The organism is Pantoea sp. X-Soil-MYKO-1289, from assembly GCF_059730625.1.
Window position 1 is genome coordinate 1302719 of sequence record NZ_AP036004.1, and the last position, 20912, is coordinate 1323630.

Genomic DNA, 20912 nt, shown 5'->3' on the forward strand with positions numbered 1-20912 from the left:
AATAATGTAAGCGAAGCGTTCCTCAGTGCTTACATGTAAAAGCCTAGTAGAGAACCCTATAAATGCAAATCTCACACATGCATTTAAGACGCGCCCTGAATTTACACTCCGGGCGCAACGGGATAAATTGGACGGGTTGTGCCCGACGCGCGTTGGGCCAGGAATAAATGGAATGATTTATGAATTACCAGAATGATGATTTACGTATTCGGGATATTAAAGAGCTGCTGCCTCCCGTTGCGCTGCTGGAAAAGTTTCCCGCTACCGATAATGCCGCGCGCACCGTTGCTCGCGCGCGCGACGCTATCCACCAGATTTTGCAGGGCGAGGACGATCGCCTGCTGGTGGTGATCGGCCCCTGTTCGATTCACGATCCGCAGGCGGCGAAAGAGTACGCCTCGCGCCTGCTGAAGCTGCGCGACGAGCTAAAAGGCGAGCTGGAAGTGGTGATGCGCGTCTATTTTGAAAAGCCGCGCACCACCGTCGGCTGGAAAGGGCTGATTAACGATCCCTATATGGACGGCAGCTTCCAGCTGAACGACGGCCTGCGCCTGGCGCGCCAGCTGCTGCTGGAGATCAACGACAGCGGCCTGCCGGCGGCGGGCGAGTTTCTCGATATGATCACGCCGCAGTATGTGGCGGACCTGATGAGCTGGGGCGCTATCGGCGCACGCACCACCGAATCGCAGGTGCATCGCGAGCTGGCGTCAGGGCTTTCCTGTCCGGTCGGCTTCAAGAACGGCACCGACGGCACCATTAAAGTGGCTATCGACGCCATCAACGCCGCCGGTTCGCCGCACTGTTTCCTGTCGGTGACCAAGTATGGCCATTCGGCGATTGTCGAAACCAGCGGCAATGCGGACTGCCATATTATTCTGCGCGGCGGCAAAGAGCCGAACTACAGCGCGCAGCACGTTAGCGCGGTGAAAACCGGGCTGGAGAAGGCGGGTCTGCCGCCGCAGGTGATGATCGACTTCAGCCACGCCAACAGCAGCAAGCAGTATCAGAAGCAGCTGGAAGTGGCGGATGACGTGTCGGCGCAGATTTCTGGCGGCGAGCGCGGCATTATCGGCGTGATGATCGAAAGCCATCTTGTCGAGGGCAACCAGAGCCTCGAGAGCGGCGAGCCGCTGGTCTACGGCAAGAGCATCACCGACGCCTGCATCGGCTGGTCTGACACCGACAAGGTGCTGCGCCAGCTGGCCGCCGCCGTGAAGCAGCGCCGCGGCTGATTAACAACGGCGAGATGCTTGAAACGCGAATGGCATAAACCGAGAGCAAAGCGTCACACGCCAGGGACAAAAATGCCGGGAGCATTTTTGAACAACGCAGCGCGTTGGCCCGTTTACGGGCGCACCTCAGGGATGAGGTGCATATCGGCGCGTGCCGAGCTGGCAGGGATGCCGTCTTTTGCGTCTTTGCGATCGGTTTATGCTGTTCGCGTCAGCGCCAAATCCGTAGCCATAAAAAAGGCCAGACATTGTCTGGCCTTTTTAGATTTCAGCTCGCGCTTACTTTGCTTTACCCTGGTTAGCGACGGCGGCGGCTTTCGCTGCGATCTCGTCGGCATCACCCAGATAGTAGTGTTTGATCGGTTTGAAATTCTCGTCGAACTCATACACCAGCGGCACGCCGGTCGGGATGTTCAGCTCGAGGATCTCATCTTCGCTCATGTTGTCGAGGTATTTCACCAGCGCGCGCAGCGAGTTGCCGTGCGCCGCGATGATCACTTTCTCGCCGCTCTTGATGCGCGGCAGAATGCTCTCGTTCCAGTAAGGGATAACGCGATCGATGGTCAGCGCCAGGCTCTCGGTGGTTGGCAGCTGCTCAGCGCTCAGCTTCGCATAGCGCGGGTCGTGGCCAGGGAAACGCTCGTCGTTGCGATCCAGCTCCGGCGGTGTCACCGCGAAGCCGCGACGCCACTGTTTCACCTGATCGTCGCCATATTTGGCCGCGGTTTCCGCTTTATCCAGACCCTGCAGCGCACCGTAGTGACGCTCGTTCAGACGCCAGGATTTCTCTACCGGCAGCCAGGCCTGATCCAGCTCATCAAGAACATTCCACAGAGTGTGAATGGCGCGTTTCAGCACGGAGGTGTAAGCGAAATCAAAGACGAAACCTTCTTTTTTCAGCAGCTGACCGGCTGCTTTGGCTTCGGTGCGACCTTTATCAGAAAGATCCACGTCATACCATCCGGTGAAGCGGTTTTCCTGGTTCCACTGACTTTCGCCGTGGCGGACCAGAACCAGCTTAGTTACGGCCATAGTTAACTCCTTAACTCTTTGATGTTTCTACGATAATGGAAACTTTGCTGCAACCAACCCGACGCGCGCGCCCGGCGGCACATGGATAGCGCCATACCATAGCGGAAAACGGCGCAGGGTGTAAGCCTGTCGGCGACGCACTGCGCGTTTTTCAGGCGGCTCAGCGCGGCGTGAAGCGGTAGCGCGTCACCGATTCCCAGCGCTCGCCCGGCTGCAGCCAGCATGAGGGCTGAGGCCACTCAGGATGATTCGGCGAATCGGGTAAAAATTCGCTCTCCAGCGCAATGCCCTGGAAAGCAGTATAGCTTTTCTGTTCGCGCGCGCGCGTTCCCGCCAGATAGTTGCCGGTATAGAACTGCAGCGCGGGCGCGGCAGTGGTCACGGTCAGCTGCAGTTCGCCGTCGGCAGACCAGAGATGCGCGGCTGGCTGGCTGGCGTCGCCGGCGCTGTCGAGCAGAAAGGCGTGATCGTAACCTTTCACAGCCTGCTGATCGGCGTCGGCGAGAAAATCCTGCGCCACAATCTTGCCCGTGTGAAAATCGAAGCTGGTGCCCGCCACCGCTTTCAGCGGCGCGTTGGGAATCCCCTCGCTGTCGACAGGCAGATAGTGTTCGGCCAGCAGTTGTAAGCGATGCTGGCGCGCGTCGCCATGATGCGCATCAAGATTAAAGTAGGCGTGGTTGGTCAGATTGACCGGACAGGGCCGATCGACCTCCGCCTGATAGCTGATCGACAGGCAGTTGTCGTCGTCCAGCTCATAGCGCACCTGCGCCAGCAGGTTGCCGGGATAGCCCTGGTCGCCGTCCGGCGAGTCCAGGCGGTAAACCACGCTGTTCTCGCTCTGGCTGACGATCTGCCAGCGGCGCTTGTCAAAGCCCTGCGGCCCGCCGTGCAGCTGGTGCTCGCCCTGATTCGCCGCGAGCTGAATAGCCTGCTGCGTCAGCGTCGCCTTGCTGATGCGGTTGGCGTAGCGTCCAATGGTGGCGCCGAGGTAGGCGTCCTGATGCAGATAGTCGGACGGCGTGGCGCAGCCGAGCAGGGTTTCGCGCACGCTGCCGTCACGCATCGGCACGCGCGCCGACAGCCAGGTGGCGCCCCAGTCCATAAAGGTCGCCACCATGCCGCCGGCGTTGCGCAGCACGGTAATACGCCAGGGCTGACCGTCTGGCGCGTGTGAATTCACGTCGCTTAGCATTGGCCCGCTCCTTCTGAGGCGGTGCAAACGTAAAAGGTCTCTTTGATGCCGGTTTTCGCTTCGTACTGTTGCGCCACCGCCGCCTTCACCCGATCCACCAGATCGAACGGCATCAGCGCCACCACGCAGCCGCCAAAGCCGCCGCCGGTCATGCGCACGCCGCCGCGATCGCCGATCTCCGCCTTGACGATCTCGACCAGCGCGTCGATCGGCGGCACGGTGATTTCAAAGTCATCGCGCATCGAGGCGTGCGATTCCGCCATCAGCTCGCCCATGCGTTTCAGGTCGCCCTTGCTCAGCGCGTCGGCCGCCTCCAGGGTGCGGGCGTTCTCTGTCAGCACGTGACGCACGCGTTTCGCCACCTGCGGGTCCAGCTCATGCTCCACCGCTTTGAACTGATCGATATCCACGTCGCGCAGCGCCGGCTGAGCGAAGAAGCGCGCGCCGGTTTCGCACTGCTCGCGGCGCGTGTTGTATTCACTGCCCACCAGATTGCGGCGGAAGTTGGAGTTGATGATCACCACCGCGACATCTTTCGGCATTGAAACCGGGCGGGTGCCGAGGGTGCGGCAGTCGAGCAGCATGGCGTGATCTTTCTTGCCCAGCGCGGAGATCAGCTGGTCCATGATGCCGCAGTTGCAGCCCACAAACTGGTTCTCCGCTTCCTGGCCGTTGACGGCGATAGCCGCGCCGTCGAGCTTCAGATGATAAAGCTGCTGAAACACGGTGCCGACCGCCACTTCCAGCGACGCCGACGAGCTAAGGCCCGCGCCCTGCGGCACGTCGCCGGCGATCACCATGTCGACGCCGCCGAAGCTGGCGTCGCGCTGCTGCAGGTGTTTCACCACGCCGCGCACGTAGTTGGCCCACATCGGCTCTTTCACGCTGAGGATCGGCGCGTCGAGCGAGAAGCTGTCCTGCTGGTTATCATAATCCACCGCCACGACGCGCACCTGGCGGTCGTCGCGCTTCGCGCAGGCGATAACGGTCTGGTAGTCGATGGCGCACGGCAGCACGAAGCCGTCGTTGTAGTCAGTATGTTCGCCAATCAGGTTGACGCGGCCTGGCGCCTGAATGGTGTGGGTCGGGGCATAGCCGAAGGTTTCGTTGAAAATCTGCTGCGTGGTGGTTTTTAACATTGTTGTGCCTCGCGGAAATGAATATCGCTAACGGCGCGCAGGCGTTCTGCCGCCTGTTCCGCCGTTAAATCACGTTGGGTTTCAGCCAGCATTTCGTAGCCGACCATAAATTTGCGAACCGTAGCCGAGCGCAGCAGCGGCGGGTAGAAGTGCGCGTGCAGCTGCCAGTGATGGTTTTCTTCGCCGTTGAACGGCGCGCCGTGCCAGCCCATGGAGTAGGGGAAAGAGCACTGAAACAGGTTGTCGTAGCGGCTGGTCAGCTGCTTAAGCGCCTTCGCCAGATCCGCGCTCTGCTCCGGCGAAAGATCGTTGAGGCGTTTAATATGGGCTTTCGGCAGCAGCAGCGTCTCGAACGGCCAGGCCGCCCACCAAGGCACCACCGCCAGCCAGTGTTCGGTCTCCACCACGGTGCGGCTGCCGTCGTTCAGCTCGCGCGCGGCGTAGTCCACCAGCATTGGCGAGCCGTGCGCGGCGTAGTAGGCGCGCTGATGCTCATCTTCACGCTGCGCTTCGTTAGGCAGGAAACTGTTGGCCCATACCTGGCCGTGCGGATGGGGATTGGAGCAGCCCATCGCCGCGCCCTTGTTTTCAAAAACCTGCACCCAGGGATAGTGCTGGCCGAGATCGGCGGTCTGCGCCTGCCAGGTTTTAACCACCTCTTCCAGCGCGGGCAGCGACATCTCCGGCAGCGTTTTGCTGTGGTCGGGCGAGAAGCAGATCACCCGGCTGGTGCCGCGCGCGCTTTCGCAGCGCATCAGCACGTCGCTGCTCTCCGGCGCTTCCGGCGTATCGGTCATCAGCGCGGCGAAATCGTTAGTGAAAACGTAAGTGCCTTTATAATCAGGGTTTTTGTCGCCGGTGACGCGCGTGTTGCCCGCGCAGAGGAAACAGTCGGGATCGTGCGCCGGCAGCTGCTCTTGCGAAGGGGTTTCCTGCGCGCCCTGCCAGGGACGTTTGGCACGGTGGGGCGAAACGAGGATCCACTGATCGATCAGCGGATTGTAACGGCGATGCGGATGATCGACCGGGTTAAATTTTTCCATGTTGAGTCCTGGTTAACGTCAAAAAGCCAGACAGGCAGGGTTAAAAAGTAGCACATCAGCGCGCGGTAAAGCGTGATCAAGTCTGGATAAATGGAATCGTTTACACAAGCTGAAAATTCTTATTCAAAGCCTTTTGCTTGCGAATATAGCGGTTAAAAGGGCGAAGCAATGGTAGCGGTTACATCACGAATGCTGGCGAGGTGAGCGGACGCCGCCGGGCGGCGTCGCGGGGGTTAATCCAGGCTCTCCTGCTGGTAGACGTAGCCCTTGGCGGCAGGCACAAAGCTGAGGCGATGGGTAATGCAGCGCGGCGCGTCTTCCGCGTGGTGCGAAACAAACAGCAGCTGGGTGCGGCCTTCGCCGATAAGAATATCGACGAAGCGGCGCACCAGCTGGCGATTGATGGGATCCAGCCCCTGCAGCGGTTCGTCAAGGATCAGCAGCGCCGGATGCTTCACCAGCGCGCGGGCGATCAGCACCAGCCGCTGCTGGCCCCAGGAGAGGCTATGGAAGGGCGCGTCGGCCAGCGCGTTATTCATGCCGAGCAGCGCCAGCCACTGCCGCGCCAGCGCCTTCTGCCGCTCCGACGCCGCCTGGTAGAGGCCGATGGAGTCGAAGAAGCCGGAGAGGATCACGGTGCGCACGTTGACGCTGACGCGATACTCCAGATGCAGGCTGCTGCTGACGTAGCCGATATGCTGTTTGATATCCCAGATAGTTTCGCCGCTGCCGCGTTTAGTGCCGAACAGCCAGAGATCGTTGCTGTAGCCCTGAGGATGATCGCCGGTCACCAGGCTCAGCAGCGTCGATTTTCCGGCGCCGTTAGGCCCGACGATCTGCCAGTGTTCACCGGCGTTGACCTGCCAGCTCAGCCCGTTGATCACCGCTTTGTCGTTGTAGCAGACCATGCCGTTGCGCAGAACGACGCGCGGCGTATCCTGCGCCAGCGGCGGCAGCTGGTCGGGCGCATCCGGCTCCGGCAGGGCCATCCCCTCCAGCCGTTCGCTGTGCGCCAGCTGCGCCACCAGCGCCTCCGCCAGGATCGCATCACGCGCGCCGACGTGAGTCAGGGTGCACTCCGCCAGCACGCCGACCTGCTGAATAAAATCGGGGATGTCGTCAAAGCGATTGAGCACCAGCACCAGCGCGACGTCGGGCTGCTGCAGGTTCGCCAGCGTCTCGGTCAGGCTGGCGCGCGAGGCGACGTCGAGGCCGTCGAAAGGCTCGTCGAGGATCAGCAGATCGGGCTGTTTCATCAGCGCCTGGCAGAGCAGCACCTTGCGCGTCTCGCCGGTTGAGAGGTATTTAAAGCGCCGATCGAGCAGGTAGCCAATGGCGAACCGCTCCGCCAGCGCCTGCGCGCGCGCCTCGTCCTGCACCTCATCCTGGATAATCTCCAGCGCGGTGCGCCCGGTATCAGTTTCGCCTTCGCTCAGCAGATCGGTGTTGTTGCGTTCCCATTCGTCGGCGACCAGCTTTTGCAGCTGTTCCAGCGACAGGCGCGTCGGGCGTGCGAACCGGCTGGCGAACGCGCCTTTTTCCGGCGCCAGCTCGCCTGCCAGCGCGCGCGCCAGCGACGATTTGCCGCTGCCGTTGGCGCCGACGAAGCCCCAGCTCTGGCCGCCCGTCAGTCGCAGATCGTTCAGGTTCAGCAATCGGGTGGCGCTAAGACGAAACGTGCCTTGCGAAATTTGCAATAATGCCATGATATATTCCATTTTATGCACTGTAATATCGGGTTGTACCCAGTGCCGTCAGCGAAGTCAAATCATGGCGCGCAGGTCAGAGCAGCGTAGCGATAATCGCGTGTTCGGCGTTAAAACTTGCCGTGACGGGGTCGCCCGGCTGCAGATTCTGCTGCTGCACCTGCTGGTTAGAGAGCGTGGCGCAGAGCGTTTCGCCGCTCGGCAGCGTCATCAGCACTTCGCTCATCTCATCGCCGGGTTCAATCTGGCTCACCTGCGCGCTCAGCTGGTTATCCGCCTGCGACGCCTCGCGGCTCACCTGAATCCATGGCGCTTTGATCAGCACCAGCACCTCTTTGCCCGCCTCGAGCTGCAGGCGCGCCACGCTGCGCTCGGTCAGCGCCACGTTAAGCAGGGTGGCGCCGTCGGCGAGCCGCACCTGAAGATGCTGCACCACATGCTGTTGGTCATGGGCCACCACCGTGCCGAACAGCTGGTTGCGCGCGCTGGTCTGCAGGGAGAAACGCGCGATGGTCGCCAACAGGCTGTCGAGCGGCACCGCGTCGTTTTGCAGCGCGTCGAACGCCTTTTGCTGAATCTGCTCCAGCAGCTGGAATAGCTGGATAAGCCGCTCGCCATAGCGTGTCAGTCGTGCGCCGCCGCCGCCTTTGCCGCCGGTGGCGCGCTCTACGAGGGTTTCGTCAGCCAGCTGGTTCATCTCATTGATCGCGTCCCAGGCGCTTTTGTAGCTGATGCCCGCCAGCTTCGCGCCCTGGCTGATAGAGCCGGTTTCGCGGATGCGTTTCAGTAACGCCATACGGCGCGGATCGGCAAACAGCTTCTGCTGCAGCCGGATGGAGAGGGAAAGTTCAGCCTGCATAGTGGCGTCTCCAGAAGGTGTGAATGCAACGATCATAGCGGGGAGCGGTGTAAAAAGTAAAAGCACGAAAAGGGCAGTGCGTTTTTTTCCTCAGACGTTACAATCACTTTTTTGCTTTGCTGAGTGAGACTTCCATGCTGGAACTGTTAAAAAGCCTTGCTGTAGCGGTGATTATGGTGCCGGTGGTGATGGCGATTATGCTGGGCCTGATTTATGGTCTGGGCGAGGTGTTCAACGTCATCTCGAAATTTGGCCGCCGCGAACACGCTTCACGCTCCCCGCGCTGATTTTACGACGCCCGCTCAAGCGGGCGTTTTTATTTGCTTTCGCTCAACCTTCTTTTTTTCCTGCCGATAATTTTAATAACGCTGCCATGGCGCGCGTTGTATCATCATCTACACAACGCATAACTGGAGAAAACCCATGTCATTCCGATCGTATCGCTGGGGCCTTGCCGCCGCGCTGAGCGTCACGCTGGCCGGTCAGGCCGCCGCCGCTGAGAAAGTCACCGTCTTCGCCGCCGCGTCCTTGACCAACGCGCTGCAGGAGATTGCGACGCAGTATAAAAAGAAAACGGACGTAGAGGTGGTGTCGTCGTTCGCCTCTTCCTCTACGCTGGCGCGTCAGATTGAGCAGGGCGCGCCCGCCGATCTCTTTATCTCAGCGGACCAGCAGTGGATGGATGACGCCGTAGCGAAAAAGAGCATAGATGACGCCACGCGCGTGACCCTGCTCGGCAACGAACTGGTGCTGGTGGCGCCGCGCGGCGACAGCGCGAAGCCCGTTACGCTGAATCAACAGACCGACTGGAAAAGCCTGCTGAAAGGCGAGCGTCTGGCGGTGGGCGATCCCGACCATGTGCCGGCCGGCATCTATGCGCAGGAAGCGCTGCAGAAGCTGGGCGCCTGGGAAGCCGTTTCGCCGTCGCTGGCGCGCGCCAATAACGTGCGCGCCGCGCTGGCGCTGGTCGAGCGCAATGAGACGCCCTACGGTATCGTCTACGGATCGGACGCGGTAGCCAGCGACAAAGTGCAGGTGGTCGGCACTTTTCCGGCCGCCAGCCACAAGCCGGTGGAATATCCGATGGCGATAGTAAAAGCGCATAACAACGCAGCGGTGAAGGCGTTTTATGACTACCTGAAAGGGCCGGAAGCGGCCGCGGTGTTTAAACAGTACGGATTCTCCCCGAAAGCATGATACTCAGCGATCCCGAATGGCAGGCGGTGGCGCTTAGCCTGAAAGTCTCCAGCATCGCGGTGCTGTTCAGCCTGCCGTTTGGCATCCTTACCGCCTGGATTCTGGTGCGCTGCCGGTTTCCAGGCAAGTCGCTGCTCGACAGCCTTATTCATCTGCCGCTGGTGTTGCCGCCGGTGGTGGTGGGCTATCTGCTGCTGATCGGCCTGGGCCGACGCGGCGTGATTGGCCAGTATCTCTACGACTGGTTCGGCTTTAGCTTCGCCTTTAGCTGGCGCGGCGCGGCGCTCGCCTCCGCGGTGATCGCCTTTCCGCTGATGGTGCGCGCCATCCGGCTGGCGCTGGAAGCGGTCGATCCGCGACTGGAGCAGGCGGCGCGCACGCTCGGCGCCGGGCGCTGGCGCGTTTTTTTCACTATCACGCTGCCCCTGACGCTGCCTGGCGTGATCGTCGGTACCGTGCTGGCCTTTGCCCGTTCGCTGGGCGAATTCGGCGCCACCATTACCTTTGTTTCCAACATCCCGGACGAGACGCGCACGCTGCCGCTGGCGATGTTTACCCTGATTGAAACGCCCGGCGCCGAGGGCGCGGCGGCGCGGCTCTGCGCTATCGCCATCGCGCTGGCGCTGCTCTCGCTGCTGATCTCCGAATGGCTGGCGCGCTGGGGCCGCAAAAGGATGGGCGCCTGATGCTAAAACTCAACTTTTCTCAGCGGCTGGGCGATCACCAGCTTGATATCGACGCGCAGATCCCGGCGAAGGGGATTACCGCGGTTTTCGGCGTCTCCGGCGCGGGCAAGACCTCGCTGATCAACGCCATCAGCGGGCTGACGCAGCCGCAGCGCGGCACCATTTCGCTCAATAATCGCCTGCTGCTCGACGTGGAAAAGGGCGTGATACTGCCGCCGGAAAAACGCCGCGTCGGCTATGTGTTTCAGGATGCGCGGCTGTTTCCGCACTATCGCGTGCGCGGCAATCTGCACTACGGCATGTCGCCCGCGATGAAAGGGCAGTTCGACGCGCTGGTAGCGCTGCTGGGGCTGGAGAGGCTGCTGGATCGTTTTCCGCTGTCGCTCTCCGGCGGTGAAAAGCAGCGCGTCGCCATTGGCCGCGCGCTGCTGAGCGCGCCCGATATTCTGCTGATGGACGAGCCGCTCGCCTCGCTCGATCTGCCGCGCAAGCGCGAGCTGATGCCCTATCTGCAGAAGCTGGCGAAGCAGGTCGAGATCCCGGTGCTCTACGTCACCCACAGCCTCGATGAAATTTTGCAGCTGGCGGAGAACGTGCTGGTGCTCGATGGCGGCGGCGTCAGGGCGTTCGGCCCGCTGGAGAAGGTCTGGAGCAGCAGCGCGATGCGGCCCTGGCTGCCGGTAAACGAGCTGACCAGCGTGCTGCGCGTGCAGGTGCTGGAGCATCATCCCGACTATCCGATGAGCGCGCTGTCGCTCGGCGACCAGCATATCTGGGTGAGCCGGGTCAACTATCCGGTGAAAACCGCGCTGCGCATCCGCATCGCCTCGGCGGACGTTTCGCTGGCGCTGCAGCCGCCGCAGCACAGTTCGATACGCAATATCCTGCCGGCGCAGGTGGTGGAGCTGCTGGAGGTCGGGGATCAGATCGAGGTGCGTCTGCGCATCGGCGTCAGCGAACTCTGGGCGCGCATTTCACCCTGGGCGCGGGATGAGCTGGGCATTCGGCCGGATCAGTGGCTCTATGCCCAGATTAAAAGCGTGTCGGTGACCGCCTGACTACAGCAGTTCCTGCTCAATTACCTGGGCGATGCCAGGCTCAAGGTTGGTGCCGATCACCCGCTTCGCGCGCGCCTTGATCGCCTCGTCGGCGTTGCCCATCGCCACGCCCAGCCCGACGGCTTCCAGCATGCTGAGATCGTTATAGTTGTCGCCGAAGGCGATCACCTCCTGCATAGAGAAGCCCAGCGAGGCGACCCACTCCGCCAGCCGCTTGCCTTTGCTGTTGCCGCGCTGCGCGATATCCACCTGATCGTGCCACGACCATTCGCACGCCAGCCCCAGCTCCGCTTCCACATGAGTCGCAAACTGCTGCAGTTCGGCGGTGTTTTCATGGGAAAGCGCGAACTTCCAGATCGCCTGCGCGTCGCGCGCCGCCTGCGCCAGGTTCGGCACCTGAACAAACAGCGGACGCTGATGCGGCGGCAGCGATTCCGCCCATTTCAGGGTGCGCGTCACGTGACCGGTCGGCGTCTGATAGAGCATCGCATCGTCGACGTAGAGCAGGCCGTGGATCTGGTGCTCATCCAGCATCTCAATCACGCGCAGCGCCTGGTCCTTATCCAGCGGGTCGGCAGCCAGCACCTTTTCTGTCTGATAATCATACAAATAGGTGCCGTTGCAGCAGATTGCGGGTGTATCGAGTTCCAGCGCCTGATAAAAAGGGTGGATGGCGCAGTGGTGACGGCCGGTGACGATAGCCACCTTGACGCCAGCCTGACGGGCGCGCTTCAGCGCCTCGATAGACTGGGGCAGGATGGTTTTCGCGGGCGTCAGCAGGGTGCCGTCAAGGTCGAGGGCGATTACGCGATAGCTCATGGCTTATTCCGTGTGAAAGGATTAAAGAGGCACCGAGTCTACACCCGGGCGCGGGCCTGAGACAAAAAGCAGGGCACAAATGATTCCGGCGCACCGTGGCAAAACAGGCTACAGTGAGCCACAGACACAAACTGACAGGCTGCGAACAAGGAGAATGCATGAAACAAGTCGTTTATACCGCCAGTCCCGAGAGCCAGCAGATCCACGCGTGGCGGTTAGATGAAGAGGGCGCACTTTCGCTGTTGCAGGTGACGGACGTCTCCGGCCAGGTTCAGCCGATGGTGGTCAGCCCGAAGAAAGATTTTCTCTATGTCGGCGTGCGCCCGAACTTCCGCGTGCTGGCGTTCCGCATTGCCGCCGACGGCACCCTGAGCGAAGCGGGCGAAGCGCCGCTGCCGGGCAGTCCGACCCATATTTCCACCGATCGCGCCGGCAACTTTCTGTTTTGCGGCTCCTATAACGACGCCTGCGTCAGCGTCAGCCCGATTGGCGTTGACGGCCTGCCGCAGGCGCCGTCACAGGTGATCCGCGAGCTGGACGGCTGCCACTCCGCCAACATCGACAACGCCAACCAGACGCTGTTCGTGCCGGCGCTGAAGCAGGATCGCATCTGCCTTTACTCACTGAGCGCCGACGGCACGCTGGCGCCGCGCGAGCAGGCGCAGGTCACTACGGTAGAGGGCGCGGGCCCGCGTCATATGGCGTTTCATCCCAACGGCAGCTACGCCTACTGCGTCAACGAACTCGACAGCACCGTTGACGTCTGGGCGCTGAGCAATGCGCGCGGCGAAGTTGAGCGCGTGCAGTCGCTGGACATGATGCCGCCGGGCTTTAACGAAACGCGCTGGGCGGCGGATATTCACCTGACCCCTAACGGCCGCTTCCTTTACGCCTGCGATCGCACCAGCAGCACCATTACGGTGTTCAGCGTCAGCGAAGATGGCGGCTTGCTCTCTATCGAGGGCTATCAGCCGACGGAAACCCAGCCGCGCGGCTTTAATATCGATCACAGCGGTCGTTATCTGGTGGCGGCAGGTCAGAAATCGCACCATATTGAAGTGTACCGTATCAGCGAGCCGCAGGGATTGCTGACCCCGCTGGCGCGCTATGCGGTGGGCCAGGGACCGATGTGGGTGGTGATCCATCAGCTGGATTAAAACGATGCGGGGCCGCGGCCCCGCACGCCTTTAGCTAAATGGCAGGGTACTGCTGCAAGATCAATATCGACCCCTTCTGGCTGTGACAGGATAGGCGGATTGTTTTTTTCGGAGTCAGGAACGATGAAGAAGAAAAACCGCACCTCCACCCCGCACGATGCTGCGTTCCGGCAGTTTCTCACCCAGCCAGAAATCGCCCGCGATTTTATGTTAATCCACCTTCCGCCCGAACTGCGCGCCATCTGCGATCTCAGCACGCTAAAGCTGGAGTCCGGCTCTTTTGTCGAGGACGACCTGCGTCAGTATTTCAGTGACGTGCTCTACAGCCTGAAAACCACCGCTGGCGATGACAGCTATGTTCATGTCCTGATTGAGCACCAGTCCACGCCGGATAAACATATGGCATTCAGGCTGCTACGCTATGCGGTAGCCGCTATGCAGCGCCATCTGGATGCCGGTCATAAAAAATTGCCGCTGGTGATACCCGTTCTCTTTTACGTGGGCAAACGCCGACCCTATCCCTGGTCAACCTGCTGGCTGGATGAGTTCAGCGATCCGGCACTGGCGGCGAGGCTCTACGGTGCCGCGTTTCCCCTGGTGGACGTTACCGTCATTCCTGACGAAGAGATTGCCGGTCATCGCACCATGGCTGCCCTGACGCTGCTGCAAAAGCACATTCATCAGCGCGATTTAACCGAGATGCTGGACAAGCTGGCGTCAATCCTGCTGGCAGGTTATCTCTCTTCATCGCAGTTAATATCGCTGATACACTATATTCTTCAGGCTGGCGAAACCTCAGACGCCAAAGCCTTTGTTCGCGAACTGGCACAGCGGATGCCGCAACAGGGGGACGAATTGATGACCATTGCAGAACAGCTTAAACAGGAAGGCCTTGAAAAAGGGCTTGAAAAAGGTATTCAGCTTGGCCGTCAGGAAGGCCGCAACGAGGGCAAACTCGAAGTCGCTCGACGCCTGCTGGAGATGGGCATGCCCAGCGAGTCGGTACAGGCAGCGACCGGCCTGAGTGAGACAGAGCTGGCGCAAATCCCTCACTAATCGCTGGCGCAGCGGCGCCGCTTATTGCGCGCCGCCTTCAGGCGCCGTTACGAATAGTTCACCGTAATGCTGGCGCTCGCCAGCGCATGAAAATGCACGTTAAACCCGACCATTGCGCCGCTCGCTTCGGCGTCTACCTCGATCGCCTCAACATCCAGCGCGTGCACGGTAAAAATATAGCGATGGCTTTCGCCCTGCGGCGGCGCCGCGCCGCCGTAGCCGGCTTTGCCGAAATCGGTGCGCGTCTGCAGCGCCCCCGGCGGCAGCATCGCCAGGCCGGAACCGGCGCCTTGCTCCAGCAGCTGGGTGCTGGCGGGAATATTCACCACTACCCAGTGCCACCAGCCGGAACCGGTCGGCGCATCGGGATCGTAACAGGTCACGACGAAACTTTTGGTGCCTTCCGGCGCATCGTCCCACGCCAGGTGCGGGGAGATATTGTCGCCCTGATAGCCCATGCCGTTAAACACCTGGCGCTCCGGCATCTTGTCGCCGTCGTTAAAATCATTACTGTAAACGCGCATCTTCTCTCCTCGGTTGTGATAAACCTTCCGTATCAACGTTTTCCATCTTAGCGAAAAAAGGAAAGGGTTCCAGCCGTTAGCGCCGATCAGGCGTTAAAGTGCGCCTCCCGCGTCAGCGCCTCGGCAATCGCCCCAGTCAGCTGGCGCAGCGCCTGCGGCGTAATGATATAGGGCGGCATCAGGTAGATTAGGCGGCCAAACGGACGGATCCAGACGCCGCGCTCGACGAAAAAGCGCTGCAGCGCGGCCATATTCACCGGACGGCGCGTCTCAACCACGCCAATTGCGCCCAGCACGCGCACATCCGCCACCTGCGGCGCGTCGCGCAGCGGCATCAGCTCATCGCGCAGCTGCTGTTCAATGCGCGCCACCTGCTGCGGCCAGCGGCCTTCGTTAAGCAGAGAGAGGCTTTCTGCGGCCACGGCGCACGCCAGCGGGTTGCCCATAAAGGTCGGCCCGTGCATAAAACAGCCCGCCGGACTGTCGCTGATGCCATCGGCGACGCGGCGCGTGGCGAGGGTAGCCGCCAGCGTCATCATGCCGCCGGTCAGCGCCTTGCCGACGCAGAGAATATCGGGCGTCACCTCTGCATGCTCGCAGGCGAAAAGCTTGCCGCTGCGGCCGAAGCCGGTGGCGATCTCGTCGGCGATCAGCAGCACATCATAGCGATCGCAGCATTCGCGCACCCGCTGCAGATAGCGCGGATGATAGAAGCGCATGCCGCCCGCGCCCTGAACGATTGGCTCGAGTATTACCGCCGCTAGCCTGGCGTGGTGCAGTTCGATCAGGCGGACAAAGTCATCCGCGTCGCGCTCGTCCCAGATATCGTCAAAGCGGCACTGCGGCGCGGCGGCGAAATGGTGCTCCGGCAGATAGCCGCGCCACAGGCTGTGCATCGAGTTATCGGGATCGCATACCGACATCGCCGCAAAGGTGTCGCCGTGATAGCCGCGCTGCAGCGTAAGAAACTGCTGGCGCGTTTCGCCGCGTCCCAGCCAGTACTGCATCGCCATCTTCATCGCCACTTCCACCGCGACCGAGCCGGAATCGGCGAGGAACACGCACTCCAGCGCGGCGGGCGTCATCGCCACCAGCTGGCGGCAGAGCGCCACCGCCGCAGGATGCGTAATACCGCCGAACATCACATGCGACATCTGCGCCATCTGATCCTGCATCGCCCGGTTCAGCCGGGGGTGGTTGTAGCCGTGGATCGCCGCCCACCAGGAGGACATGCCGTCCACCAGTTCGCGGCCGTCCGCCAGCTGCAGTTGCGTGCCCTGCGCCGCGACTACCGGATAGCAGGGCAGCGGATCGCGCATCGAGGTATAGGGATGCCAGATGTGCTGGCGATCGAATTCAGCGTCCTGAGGGGTAAACATGGTAGTTGTAAACCAAAATAAAAAGATTTAGTTTACAAGTATAACCACGTTAACTGTCGGGATGACACCCTTTTTTTGGAGTAGGCAATGGCACAACACTGGACTCTGGCGCAGGCGCAGGCGCTGTTTGATAAACCTTTTCTTGAGCTGATGTTTGAGGCGCAGCAGGTTCACCGCCAGCATTTCGACCCGCGTCAGGTTCAGGTCAGCACGCTGCTGTCGATCAAAACCGGCGCCTGTCCGGAGGACTGCAAATACTGCCCGCAAAGCGCCCGTTATAAAACCGGCCTGGAATCTGAACGGCTGATGGAGGTACAGGAGGTGCTGGCGTCGGCGCGCAAAGCGAAAGCGGCGGGATCGAGCCGTTTCTGCATGGGCGCGGCGTGGAAAAACCCCAACGACCGCGATATGCCTTACCTTGAGCAGATGGTGCAGGGCGTGAAGGCGCTGGGAATGGAAACCTGCATGACGCTCGGCACGCTAAGCGATCGGCAGGCGCAGCGTCTGGCGGGCGCCGGGCTCGATTTTTATAACCATAACCTCGACACCTCGCCGGAATTTTACGGCAGCATCATCACCACGCGCTCCTATCAGGAGCGGCTGGATACGCTCGGCAAAGTACGCGATGCCGGTATCAAAGTCTGCTCGGGCGGCATCGTCGGGCTGGGCGAAACCGTAAGCGATCGCGCCGGGCTGCTGGTGCAGCTGGCGAACCTGCCGACGCCGCCGGAGAGCGTGCCGATCAATATGCTGGTGAAGGTCAAGGGCACGCCGCTGGCGGATAACGACGACGTCGAGCCGTTCGACTTTATCCGCACCATCGCCGTGGCGCGCATCATGATGCCGACCTCGCACGTGCGCCTCTCGGCGGGCCGCGAGCAGATGAGCGAGCAGACCCAGGCGATGTGCTTTATGGCGGGCGCCAACTCGATTTTCTACGGCTGCAAGCTGCTCACCACGCCGAACCCGGAAGAGGATAAAGACCTGCTGCTGTTCCGCAAGCTGGGCCTCAATCCTGAACATACTCACACCGCGCACGGCGACAACGAACAGCAGCAGCAGCTGAGCGAGCAGCTGTTCCACGCCGATACCGAACAGTTCTACAACGCGGCGCTGTAATGAGCTTCTCCACGCGTATGGCGCAGGCGCTGGAGACGCGCCGCGCCGCTGACGGCTGGCGGCAGCGCCGGCGGGTGGCGCACAACGATACCCGCACGCTGCAGGTAGAGGGAAAGAGATACCTTCACTTCTCCAGCAACGACTATCTCGGCCTGAGCCAGCATCCGGCGGTGATCGCCGGCTGGCGTCAGGGCGCGCCGGGTGCCGGCGCGTCGGGGCACGTCACGGGCTATAGCGGCCGCCACGCGGAGCTGGAGGCGCAGCTCGCCGACTGGCTCGGCTATTCGCGCGCGCTGCTGTTTATCTCGGGCTTCGCCGCCAATCAGGCGATCGTACATCTGCTGGCGCAGAAGCAGGATCGCCTTATCGCCGATAAGCTGGCGCACGCGTCGCTGCTTGATGCGGCAGGCCACACGCCCGCCACGCTGCGCCGCTTTCACCATAACGATGTTGAGAGCCTGACGCAGCGGCTGGCGACGCCGTGCGATGGCGACACCCTGGTGATCACCGAGGGGATCTTCAGCATGGACGGCGACAGCGCGCCGCTGGGGGCGATCGCCGCCGCCGCTCGCCGCGCCGACGGCTGGCTGCTGGTGGATGACGCCCACGGCATCGGCGTGGTGGGCGAGCAGGGGCGCGGCAGCTGCTGGCGGCAGGGCGTGAAGCCGGAGCTGCTGGTGGTGACCTTCGGCAAAGCCTTTGGCGTCAGCGGCGCGGCGCTGCTGTGCGATGACGAGACCGCAGACTATTTCCTGCAGTTCTCGCGCCACCTCATCTACTCGACGGCGATGCCGCCCGCCCAGGCGAGCGCGCTGCTGGCGGCGCTGCATGAGATTCAGGGCGGCGACGCGCTGCGTCAGCGGCTCAGCGACAATGTTCAGCGCTTTCGCCGCGGCGCAGCGGGCTTGCCCTGGGCGCTGATGCCTTCGGAAAGCGCGATACAGCCGCTGATCGTCGGCGAAAACGGCGCCGCGCTGGCGCTGTCGCAGCGGCTGGCGCAGGCGGGCTGCTGGGTCAGCGCCATCCGGCCGCCAACGGTGCCGCCCGGCACCGCGCGGCTGCGCATTACCCTGACCGCCGCCCACCGGGCGGATGATATCGACGCACTGCTGGAGGCGCTGCATGACGCTGCGGGTTAATAAAGCGGCGGTGGCGCGCGCGTTTGGCCGCGCGGCGGGCCACTATGAACAGCACGCCGAGCTGCAGCGCCGCTGCGGCGACGCGCTGCTGGCGCTGGCGCCGCCTCTGGCCGATGGCGATCTGCTCGACGCGGGCTGCGGCACCGGCTGGTACAGCCGCCTCTGGCAACAGCGCGGGCAGCGCGTCGTGGCGCTCGATCTCTCGCCGCAGATGCTGCAGCAGGCGCGCAGCCTCGACGCGGCGAGCGGCTATCTGGCGGGCGACATCGACGCCTTGCCGCTGGCGAGCCAGAGCGTCGATTGCGTCTGGAGCAATCTGGCGGTGCAGTGGAGCAGCGATTTGCGCACCGCGCTGCAGCAGTTCGCCCGCGTGCTGCGTCCCGATGGCGTCATGCTCTTCTCAACGCTGCTGGCCGGCTCGCTGCAGGAGGTGCACGCCGCCTGGCGGTCGCTGGGGCCCGGCGTGCACGCCAATCGCTTTCTGACCGAGGAGCAGGTGCGCGCGGCGGGCGCTGGGCTCAACCTTCGCTTTATCCGTCAGACGCAGGTGATGCATTTTCCCAACGCCCTGAGCGCCATGCGATCGCTGAAGGGCATCGGCGCCACGCATCTGCACCAGGGCCGGGACGGCGCGCCGCTGACGCGGCAGCGGCTGGCGCAGCTTGAGGCGCAGTGGCCGCGCGATGCGCAGGGCTACCGTCTGACTTATCAACTGCTTTTTGGAGTCACGCAACGATGAAATGGTTTATTACCGGCACCGATACCGAGGTGGGCAAAACCGTCGCCAGCGGCGCGCTGCTGCAGGCGGCGGGCGCGGCGGGCTATCGCACCGCCGGCTACAAGCCGGTCGCCTCCGGCTGCGACGTCACGCCGGAGGGCGTGCGCAACGGCGACGCGCTGGCGCTGCAGCGCTACAGCAGCCTGGCGCTGCGCTATGAGCAGGTGAATCCGCTGGCGTTTCTCGAGCCGACGGCGCCGCATATCGTCAGCGCGGAAGAGGGCAGGCCGATCGCGTTTGACCTGCTTTCACAGGGGCTGCGCGCGCTGGAGGCGCAGGCGGAGTGGGTGCTGGTAGAGGGCGCAGGCGGCTGGTACACGCCGCTGTCGGAGACGCAGACCTACGCCGACTGGGTGGCGCAGGAGCAGCTTCCGGTGATTTTGGTGGTCGGGGTCAAACTGGGCTGCATCAACCACGCCATGCTGACCGCCGATGCGGTGCAGGCGCGCGGCCTGCGGCTGGCGGGCTGGATCGCTAACGATATCGAGCCGCCGGGCAAGCGGCATCAGGCCTATATGGCGACGCTGAAACAGCGCATTCCCGCGCCGTTTCTCGGCGAAATTCCCTGGCTGCCCGATGCGGCGGCGCAGGCGGACTGCGGCCGCTTTATCACGCTGCCCAGCTAGCGTTCAGCTCACCGTCAGCCACTTACTGACGGTGAGATCGTCCAGCTGCGCCACGCGTCCCTGCGCGACGTTGCGGCCGCGGTGCAGCAGCAAAAAGTAGTCGGCGACGCGGCGGATCAGCGAGACGCGCTGCTCCAGCAGCAGCACGGTCAGGCCGTAATCGAGATTCAGGCGGCGGATCAGGTTGCCCATCTCCTCTTCCAGCCAGGGCGACATGCCGTCGGTCGGCTCGTCGAGGATCAGCAATCTGGGCCGCAGCACCAGCGCGCGCGCCAGCGCCAGCTGCTGCTGCTGATCTACGGGCAGCTCGCCGCTGCGCTGCTGCCGCAGCGAATAGAGCGCTGGAAACAGATCGAACACCATCTCGGGGATAACGTGCGGTTTGTCGCTCTGACCGCTGCCCGCCAGCAGGGCGATCAACAGGTTATCCTCTACGCTCATCTGCGAGAAAATATGGCGGCCCTGCGGCACATAGCCGATCCCCATACGCGCGCGCTGTTCGGCCGGCTGCAGCAGCAAATCGCGCGGCGGCGAGCCATCTTCCTGCCAGGTCATCGACCCGCTGTTAATCGGCAGGCGACCCATAATGCAGTTTACCAGCGTGGTTTTGCCCATGCCTGGACGGCCCAGCACGCCGGTGCAGGTGCCGGGCGGCAGGTCGAGATCCACGTCCCACAGAATATGGTTCTGCCCGTAAAACTGATTCACCGAACGTAAACTCAGCATCTGACTCTCCTCTTACAGATCTTGCCTGAATGCTTCCGCTCTTTGACGTCTGGCAAACAAGTCTTCAACGGTAGTGGTATCGCGATTATCGCCTTGCTTTACCTTCCTCAACTCTCTGGATAAACGCTGCAATTACCGGGCCAGAATCATTTTGCAGGTCGAGAAGCACCGGCAGGGCGCAATTCACCCGGAAATGATGAAAAATGCTTAACAATTGCTTCGGGTAATCAGGGCGCTGCACTTTCACGGTGCTGATGACTTGACGTTTCTGGTGCAATGGGGCTGCCGTCAGGCAGCTTGTTGAATTTAACTGGTCTTAAAGGCAGTCGCGGCTGGACGAAAATTCAGCGGCGGGCTGAAAAAGCATAGTTAACCGCCACGTTTTCGGTAGGAATTTAAGCGGAAATATTTTTTTTTCACGCGGGCGGCTTAAGGACAAAAA

Annotated in this window: 22 protein-coding genes; 11 read left to right on the plus strand and 11 right to left on the minus strand. The window is 62.1% G+C overall.

All coding sequences use genetic code 11. The features are described 5' to 3' along the window. The first annotated feature begins 179 nt into the window (after nt 1-179). Complete coding sequence (gene aroG / locus AC6I7Z_RS06260; RefSeq protein ID WP_286872473.1) at nt 180-1232, plus strand: 3-deoxy-7-phosphoheptulonate synthase AroG; 1053 nt, start codon at nt 180-182, stop codon at nt 1230-1232. Nucleotides 1233-1511: 279 nt separating this feature from the next. Here aroG and gpmA read toward each other — a convergent pair whose 3' ends face one another. From gpmA to modE, 6 genes are all read right to left on the minus strand, one after another. Next, nucleotides 1512-2264, minus strand: a complete 753-nt coding sequence (gpmA, locus tag AC6I7Z_RS06265; protein ID WP_033751646.1) for a 2,3-diphosphoglycerate-dependent phosphoglycerate mutase — start codon at nt 2262-2264, stop codon at nt 1512-1514. 160 nt (nt 2265-2424) lie between these two features. Then, complete coding sequence (galM, locus tag AC6I7Z_RS06270) at nt 2425-3459, minus strand: galactose-1-epimerase (protein ID WP_497813530.1); 1035 nt, start codon at nt 3457-3459, stop codon at nt 2425-2427. Next, on the minus strand, nt 3453-4598 hold the full coding sequence (gene galK / locus AC6I7Z_RS06275) for a galactokinase (RefSeq protein ID WP_497813531.1): 1146 nt from the start codon (nt 4596-4598) through the stop codon (nt 3453-3455). The genes galM and galK overlap by 7 nt, the downstream gene beginning before the upstream one ends. Then, nucleotides 4592-5641: a galactose-1-phosphate uridylyltransferase gene (gene galT / locus AC6I7Z_RS06280; RefSeq protein ID WP_497813532.1), complete on the minus strand. Its 1050-nt coding sequence runs from the start codon at nt 5639-5641 to the stop codon at nt 4592-4594. The genes galK and galT overlap by 7 nt, the downstream gene beginning before the upstream one ends. Nucleotides 5642-5874: 233 nt before the next feature. After that, nucleotides 5875-7347, minus strand: a complete 1473-nt coding sequence (modF, locus tag AC6I7Z_RS06285) for a molybdate ABC transporter ATP-binding protein ModF (RefSeq protein WP_497813533.1) — start codon at nt 7345-7347, stop codon at nt 5875-5877. 76 nt (nt 7348-7423) lie between these two features. Beyond that, complete coding sequence (gene modE / locus AC6I7Z_RS06290; RefSeq protein ID WP_497813534.1) at nt 7424-8206, minus strand: molybdenum-dependent transcriptional regulator; 783 nt, start codon at nt 8204-8206, stop codon at nt 7424-7426. Nucleotides 8207-8340: 134 nt separating this feature from the next. On the opposite strand from modE, the gene AC6I7Z_RS06295 reads away from it, so the two are divergent. The 4 genes from AC6I7Z_RS06295 (at nt 8341) to modC (ending at nt 11147) form a co-directional block, all read left to right on the plus strand. Continuing rightward, nucleotides 8341-8493 (plus strand): AcrZ family multidrug efflux pump-associated protein, encoded by a 153-nt coding sequence (locus AC6I7Z_RS06295; protein ID WP_497813535.1) that lies wholly within the window; start codon nt 8341-8343, stop codon nt 8491-8493. A gap of 136 nt (nt 8494-8629) precedes the next feature. Further along, nucleotides 8630-9403 (plus strand): molybdate ABC transporter substrate-binding protein, encoded by a 774-nt coding sequence (gene modA, locus AC6I7Z_RS06300; RefSeq protein WP_497813536.1) that lies wholly within the window; start codon nt 8630-8632, stop codon nt 9401-9403. Next, entirely contained in the window at nt 9400-10089 is a 690-nt protein-coding gene (gene modB, locus AC6I7Z_RS06305; RefSeq protein ID WP_497813537.1) for a molybdate ABC transporter permease subunit, read from the plus strand. The genes modA and modB overlap by 4 nt, the downstream gene beginning before the upstream one ends. Then, complete coding sequence (modC, locus tag AC6I7Z_RS06310) at nt 10089-11147, plus strand: molybdenum ABC transporter ATP-binding protein ModC (protein ID WP_497813538.1); 1059 nt, start codon at nt 10089-10091, stop codon at nt 11145-11147. The genes modB and modC overlap by 1 nt, the downstream gene beginning before the upstream one ends. Here the strand turns inward: modC and AC6I7Z_RS06315 are convergent, their stop codons facing one another. Then, nucleotides 11148-11966, minus strand: a complete 819-nt coding sequence (locus AC6I7Z_RS06315; protein WP_497813539.1) for a pyridoxal phosphatase — start codon at nt 11964-11966, stop codon at nt 11148-11150. 158 nt (nt 11967-12124) lie between these two features. Between AC6I7Z_RS06315 and pgl the strand changes: the two genes are divergently transcribed. Beyond that, nucleotides 12125-13123, plus strand: a complete 999-nt coding sequence (gene pgl, locus AC6I7Z_RS06320) for a 6-phosphogluconolactonase (protein ID WP_497813540.1) — start codon at nt 12125-12127, stop codon at nt 13121-13123. Nucleotides 13124-13246: 123 nt separating this feature from the next. Further along, nucleotides 13247-14179, plus strand: coding sequence for an Rpn family recombination-promoting nuclease/putative transposase (locus AC6I7Z_RS06325; protein WP_497813541.1), 933 nt, complete (start codon nt 13247-13249; stop codon nt 14177-14179). A gap of 47 nt (nt 14180-14226) precedes the next feature. On the opposite strand, the gene AC6I7Z_RS06330 is transcribed toward AC6I7Z_RS06325, so the two are convergent. Next, a complete protein-coding gene (locus tag AC6I7Z_RS06330) occupies nt 14227-14703 on the minus strand; it encodes a kinase inhibitor (protein ID WP_048785701.1) in 477 nt (158 codons plus the stop codon). Between the two features lie 86 nt (nt 14704-14789). Next, nucleotides 14790-16082 carry an adenosylmethionine--8-amino-7-oxononanoate transaminase gene (gene bioA / locus AC6I7Z_RS06335; protein WP_497813542.1) on the minus strand — a complete coding sequence of 431 codons (1293 nt, stop codon included), beginning with the start codon at nt 16080-16082 and terminating at the stop codon, nt 14790-14792. Nucleotides 16083-16169: 87 nt separating this feature from the next. On the opposite strand from bioA, the gene bioB reads away from it, so the two are divergent. From bioB to bioD, 4 genes are read left to right on the plus strand one after another with little or no spacing between them, the layout of a single operon-like run. Further along, complete coding sequence (bioB, locus tag AC6I7Z_RS06340) at nt 16170-17201, plus strand: biotin synthase BioB (RefSeq protein WP_497813543.1); 1032 nt, start codon at nt 16170-16172, stop codon at nt 17199-17201. Further along, nucleotides 17201-18340 carry an 8-amino-7-oxononanoate synthase gene (locus tag AC6I7Z_RS06345; RefSeq protein ID WP_497813544.1) on the plus strand — a complete coding sequence of 380 codons (1140 nt, stop codon included), beginning with the start codon at nt 17201-17203 and terminating at the stop codon, nt 18338-18340. The genes bioB and AC6I7Z_RS06345 overlap by 1 nt, the downstream gene beginning before the upstream one ends. Next, nucleotides 18324-19079, plus strand: coding sequence for a malonyl-ACP O-methyltransferase BioC (bioC, locus tag AC6I7Z_RS06350; protein ID WP_497813545.1), 756 nt, complete (start codon nt 18324-18326; stop codon nt 19077-19079). Before AC6I7Z_RS06345 ends, bioC begins: the two co-directional genes overlap by 17 nt. Further along, nucleotides 19076-19744, plus strand: a complete 669-nt coding sequence (bioD, locus tag AC6I7Z_RS06355; RefSeq protein ID WP_497813546.1) for a dethiobiotin synthase — start codon at nt 19076-19078, stop codon at nt 19742-19744. The genes bioC and bioD overlap by 4 nt, the downstream gene beginning before the upstream one ends. Before the next feature lie 3 nt (nt 19745-19747). Here bioD and AC6I7Z_RS06360 read toward each other — a convergent pair whose 3' ends face one another. Together AC6I7Z_RS06360 and AC6I7Z_RS06365 are read right to left on the minus strand one after the other, a co-directional pair. Then, nucleotides 19748-20470, minus strand: coding sequence for an ABC transporter ATP-binding protein (locus AC6I7Z_RS06360; RefSeq protein ID WP_497813547.1), 723 nt, complete (start codon nt 20468-20470; stop codon nt 19748-19750). An 85-nt stretch (nt 20471-20555) separates the two neighbouring features. Continuing rightward, the gene (locus AC6I7Z_RS06365; protein WP_497813548.1) at nt 20556-20747 is read right to left on the minus strand and encodes a hypothetical protein; all 192 of its coding nucleotides are present in this window, start codon (nt 20745-20747) and stop codon (nt 20556-20558) included. Between the last annotated feature and the right edge of the window lie 165 nt (nt 20748-20912).

Bases quoted from the DNA above. Each gene is read 5' to 3' on its own strand.
- aroG (WP_286872473.1), top strand. From the start codon at position 180: ATGAATTACCAGAATGATGATTTACGTATTCGGGATATTAAAGAGCTG.
- gpmA (WP_033751646.1), bottom strand. From the start codon at position 2,264: ATGGCCGTAACTAAGCTGGTTCTGGTCCGCCACGGCGAAAGTCAGTGG.
- galM (WP_497813530.1), bottom strand. From the start codon at position 3,459: ATGCTAAGCGACGTGAATTCACACGCGCCAGACGGTCAGCCCTGGCGT.
- galK (WP_497813531.1), bottom strand. From the start codon at position 4,598: ATGTTAAAAACCACCACGCAGCAGATTTTCAACGAAACCTTCGGCTAT.
- galT (WP_497813532.1), bottom strand. From the start codon at position 5,641: ATGGAAAAATTTAACCCGGTCGATCATCCGCATCGCCGTTACAATCCG.
- modF (WP_497813533.1), bottom strand. From the start codon at position 7,347: ATGGCATTATTGCAAATTTCGCAAGGCACGTTTCGTCTTAGCGCCACC.
- modE (WP_497813534.1), bottom strand. From the start codon at position 8,206: ATGCAGGCTGAACTTTCCCTCTCCATCCGGCTGCAGCAGAAGCTGTTT.
- AC6I7Z_RS06295 (WP_497813535.1), top strand. From the start codon at position 8,341: ATGCTGGAACTGTTAAAAAGCCTTGCTGTAGCGGTGATTATGGTGCCG.
- modA (WP_497813536.1), top strand. From the start codon at position 8,630: ATGTCATTCCGATCGTATCGCTGGGGCCTTGCCGCCGCGCTGAGCGTC.
- modB (WP_497813537.1), top strand. From the start codon at position 9,400: ATGATACTCAGCGATCCCGAATGGCAGGCGGTGGCGCTTAGCCTGAAA.
- modC (WP_497813538.1), top strand. From the start codon at position 10,089: ATGCTAAAACTCAACTTTTCTCAGCGGCTGGGCGATCACCAGCTTGAT.
- AC6I7Z_RS06315 (WP_497813539.1), bottom strand. From the start codon at position 11,966: ATGAGCTATCGCGTAATCGCCCTCGACCTTGACGGCACCCTGCTGACG.
- pgl (WP_497813540.1), top strand. From the start codon at position 12,125: ATGAAACAAGTCGTTTATACCGCCAGTCCCGAGAGCCAGCAGATCCAC.
- AC6I7Z_RS06325 (WP_497813541.1), top strand. From the start codon at position 13,247: ATGAAGAAGAAAAACCGCACCTCCACCCCGCACGATGCTGCGTTCCGG.
- AC6I7Z_RS06330 (WP_048785701.1), bottom strand. From the start codon at position 14,703: ATGCGCGTTTACAGTAATGATTTTAACGACGGCGACAAGATGCCGGAG.
- bioA (WP_497813542.1), bottom strand. From the start codon at position 16,082: ATGTTTACCCCTCAGGACGCTGAATTCGATCGCCAGCACATCTGGCAT.
- bioB (WP_497813543.1), top strand. From the start codon at position 16,170: ATGGCACAACACTGGACTCTGGCGCAGGCGCAGGCGCTGTTTGATAAA.
- AC6I7Z_RS06345 (WP_497813544.1), top strand. From the start codon at position 17,201: ATGAGCTTCTCCACGCGTATGGCGCAGGCGCTGGAGACGCGCCGCGCC.
- bioC (WP_497813545.1), top strand. From the start codon at position 18,324: ATGACGCTGCGGGTTAATAAAGCGGCGGTGGCGCGCGCGTTTGGCCGC.
- bioD (WP_497813546.1), top strand. From the start codon at position 19,076: ATGAAATGGTTTATTACCGGCACCGATACCGAGGTGGGCAAAACCGTC.
- AC6I7Z_RS06360 (WP_497813547.1), bottom strand. From the start codon at position 20,470: ATGCTGAGTTTACGTTCGGTGAATCAGTTTTACGGGCAGAACCATATT.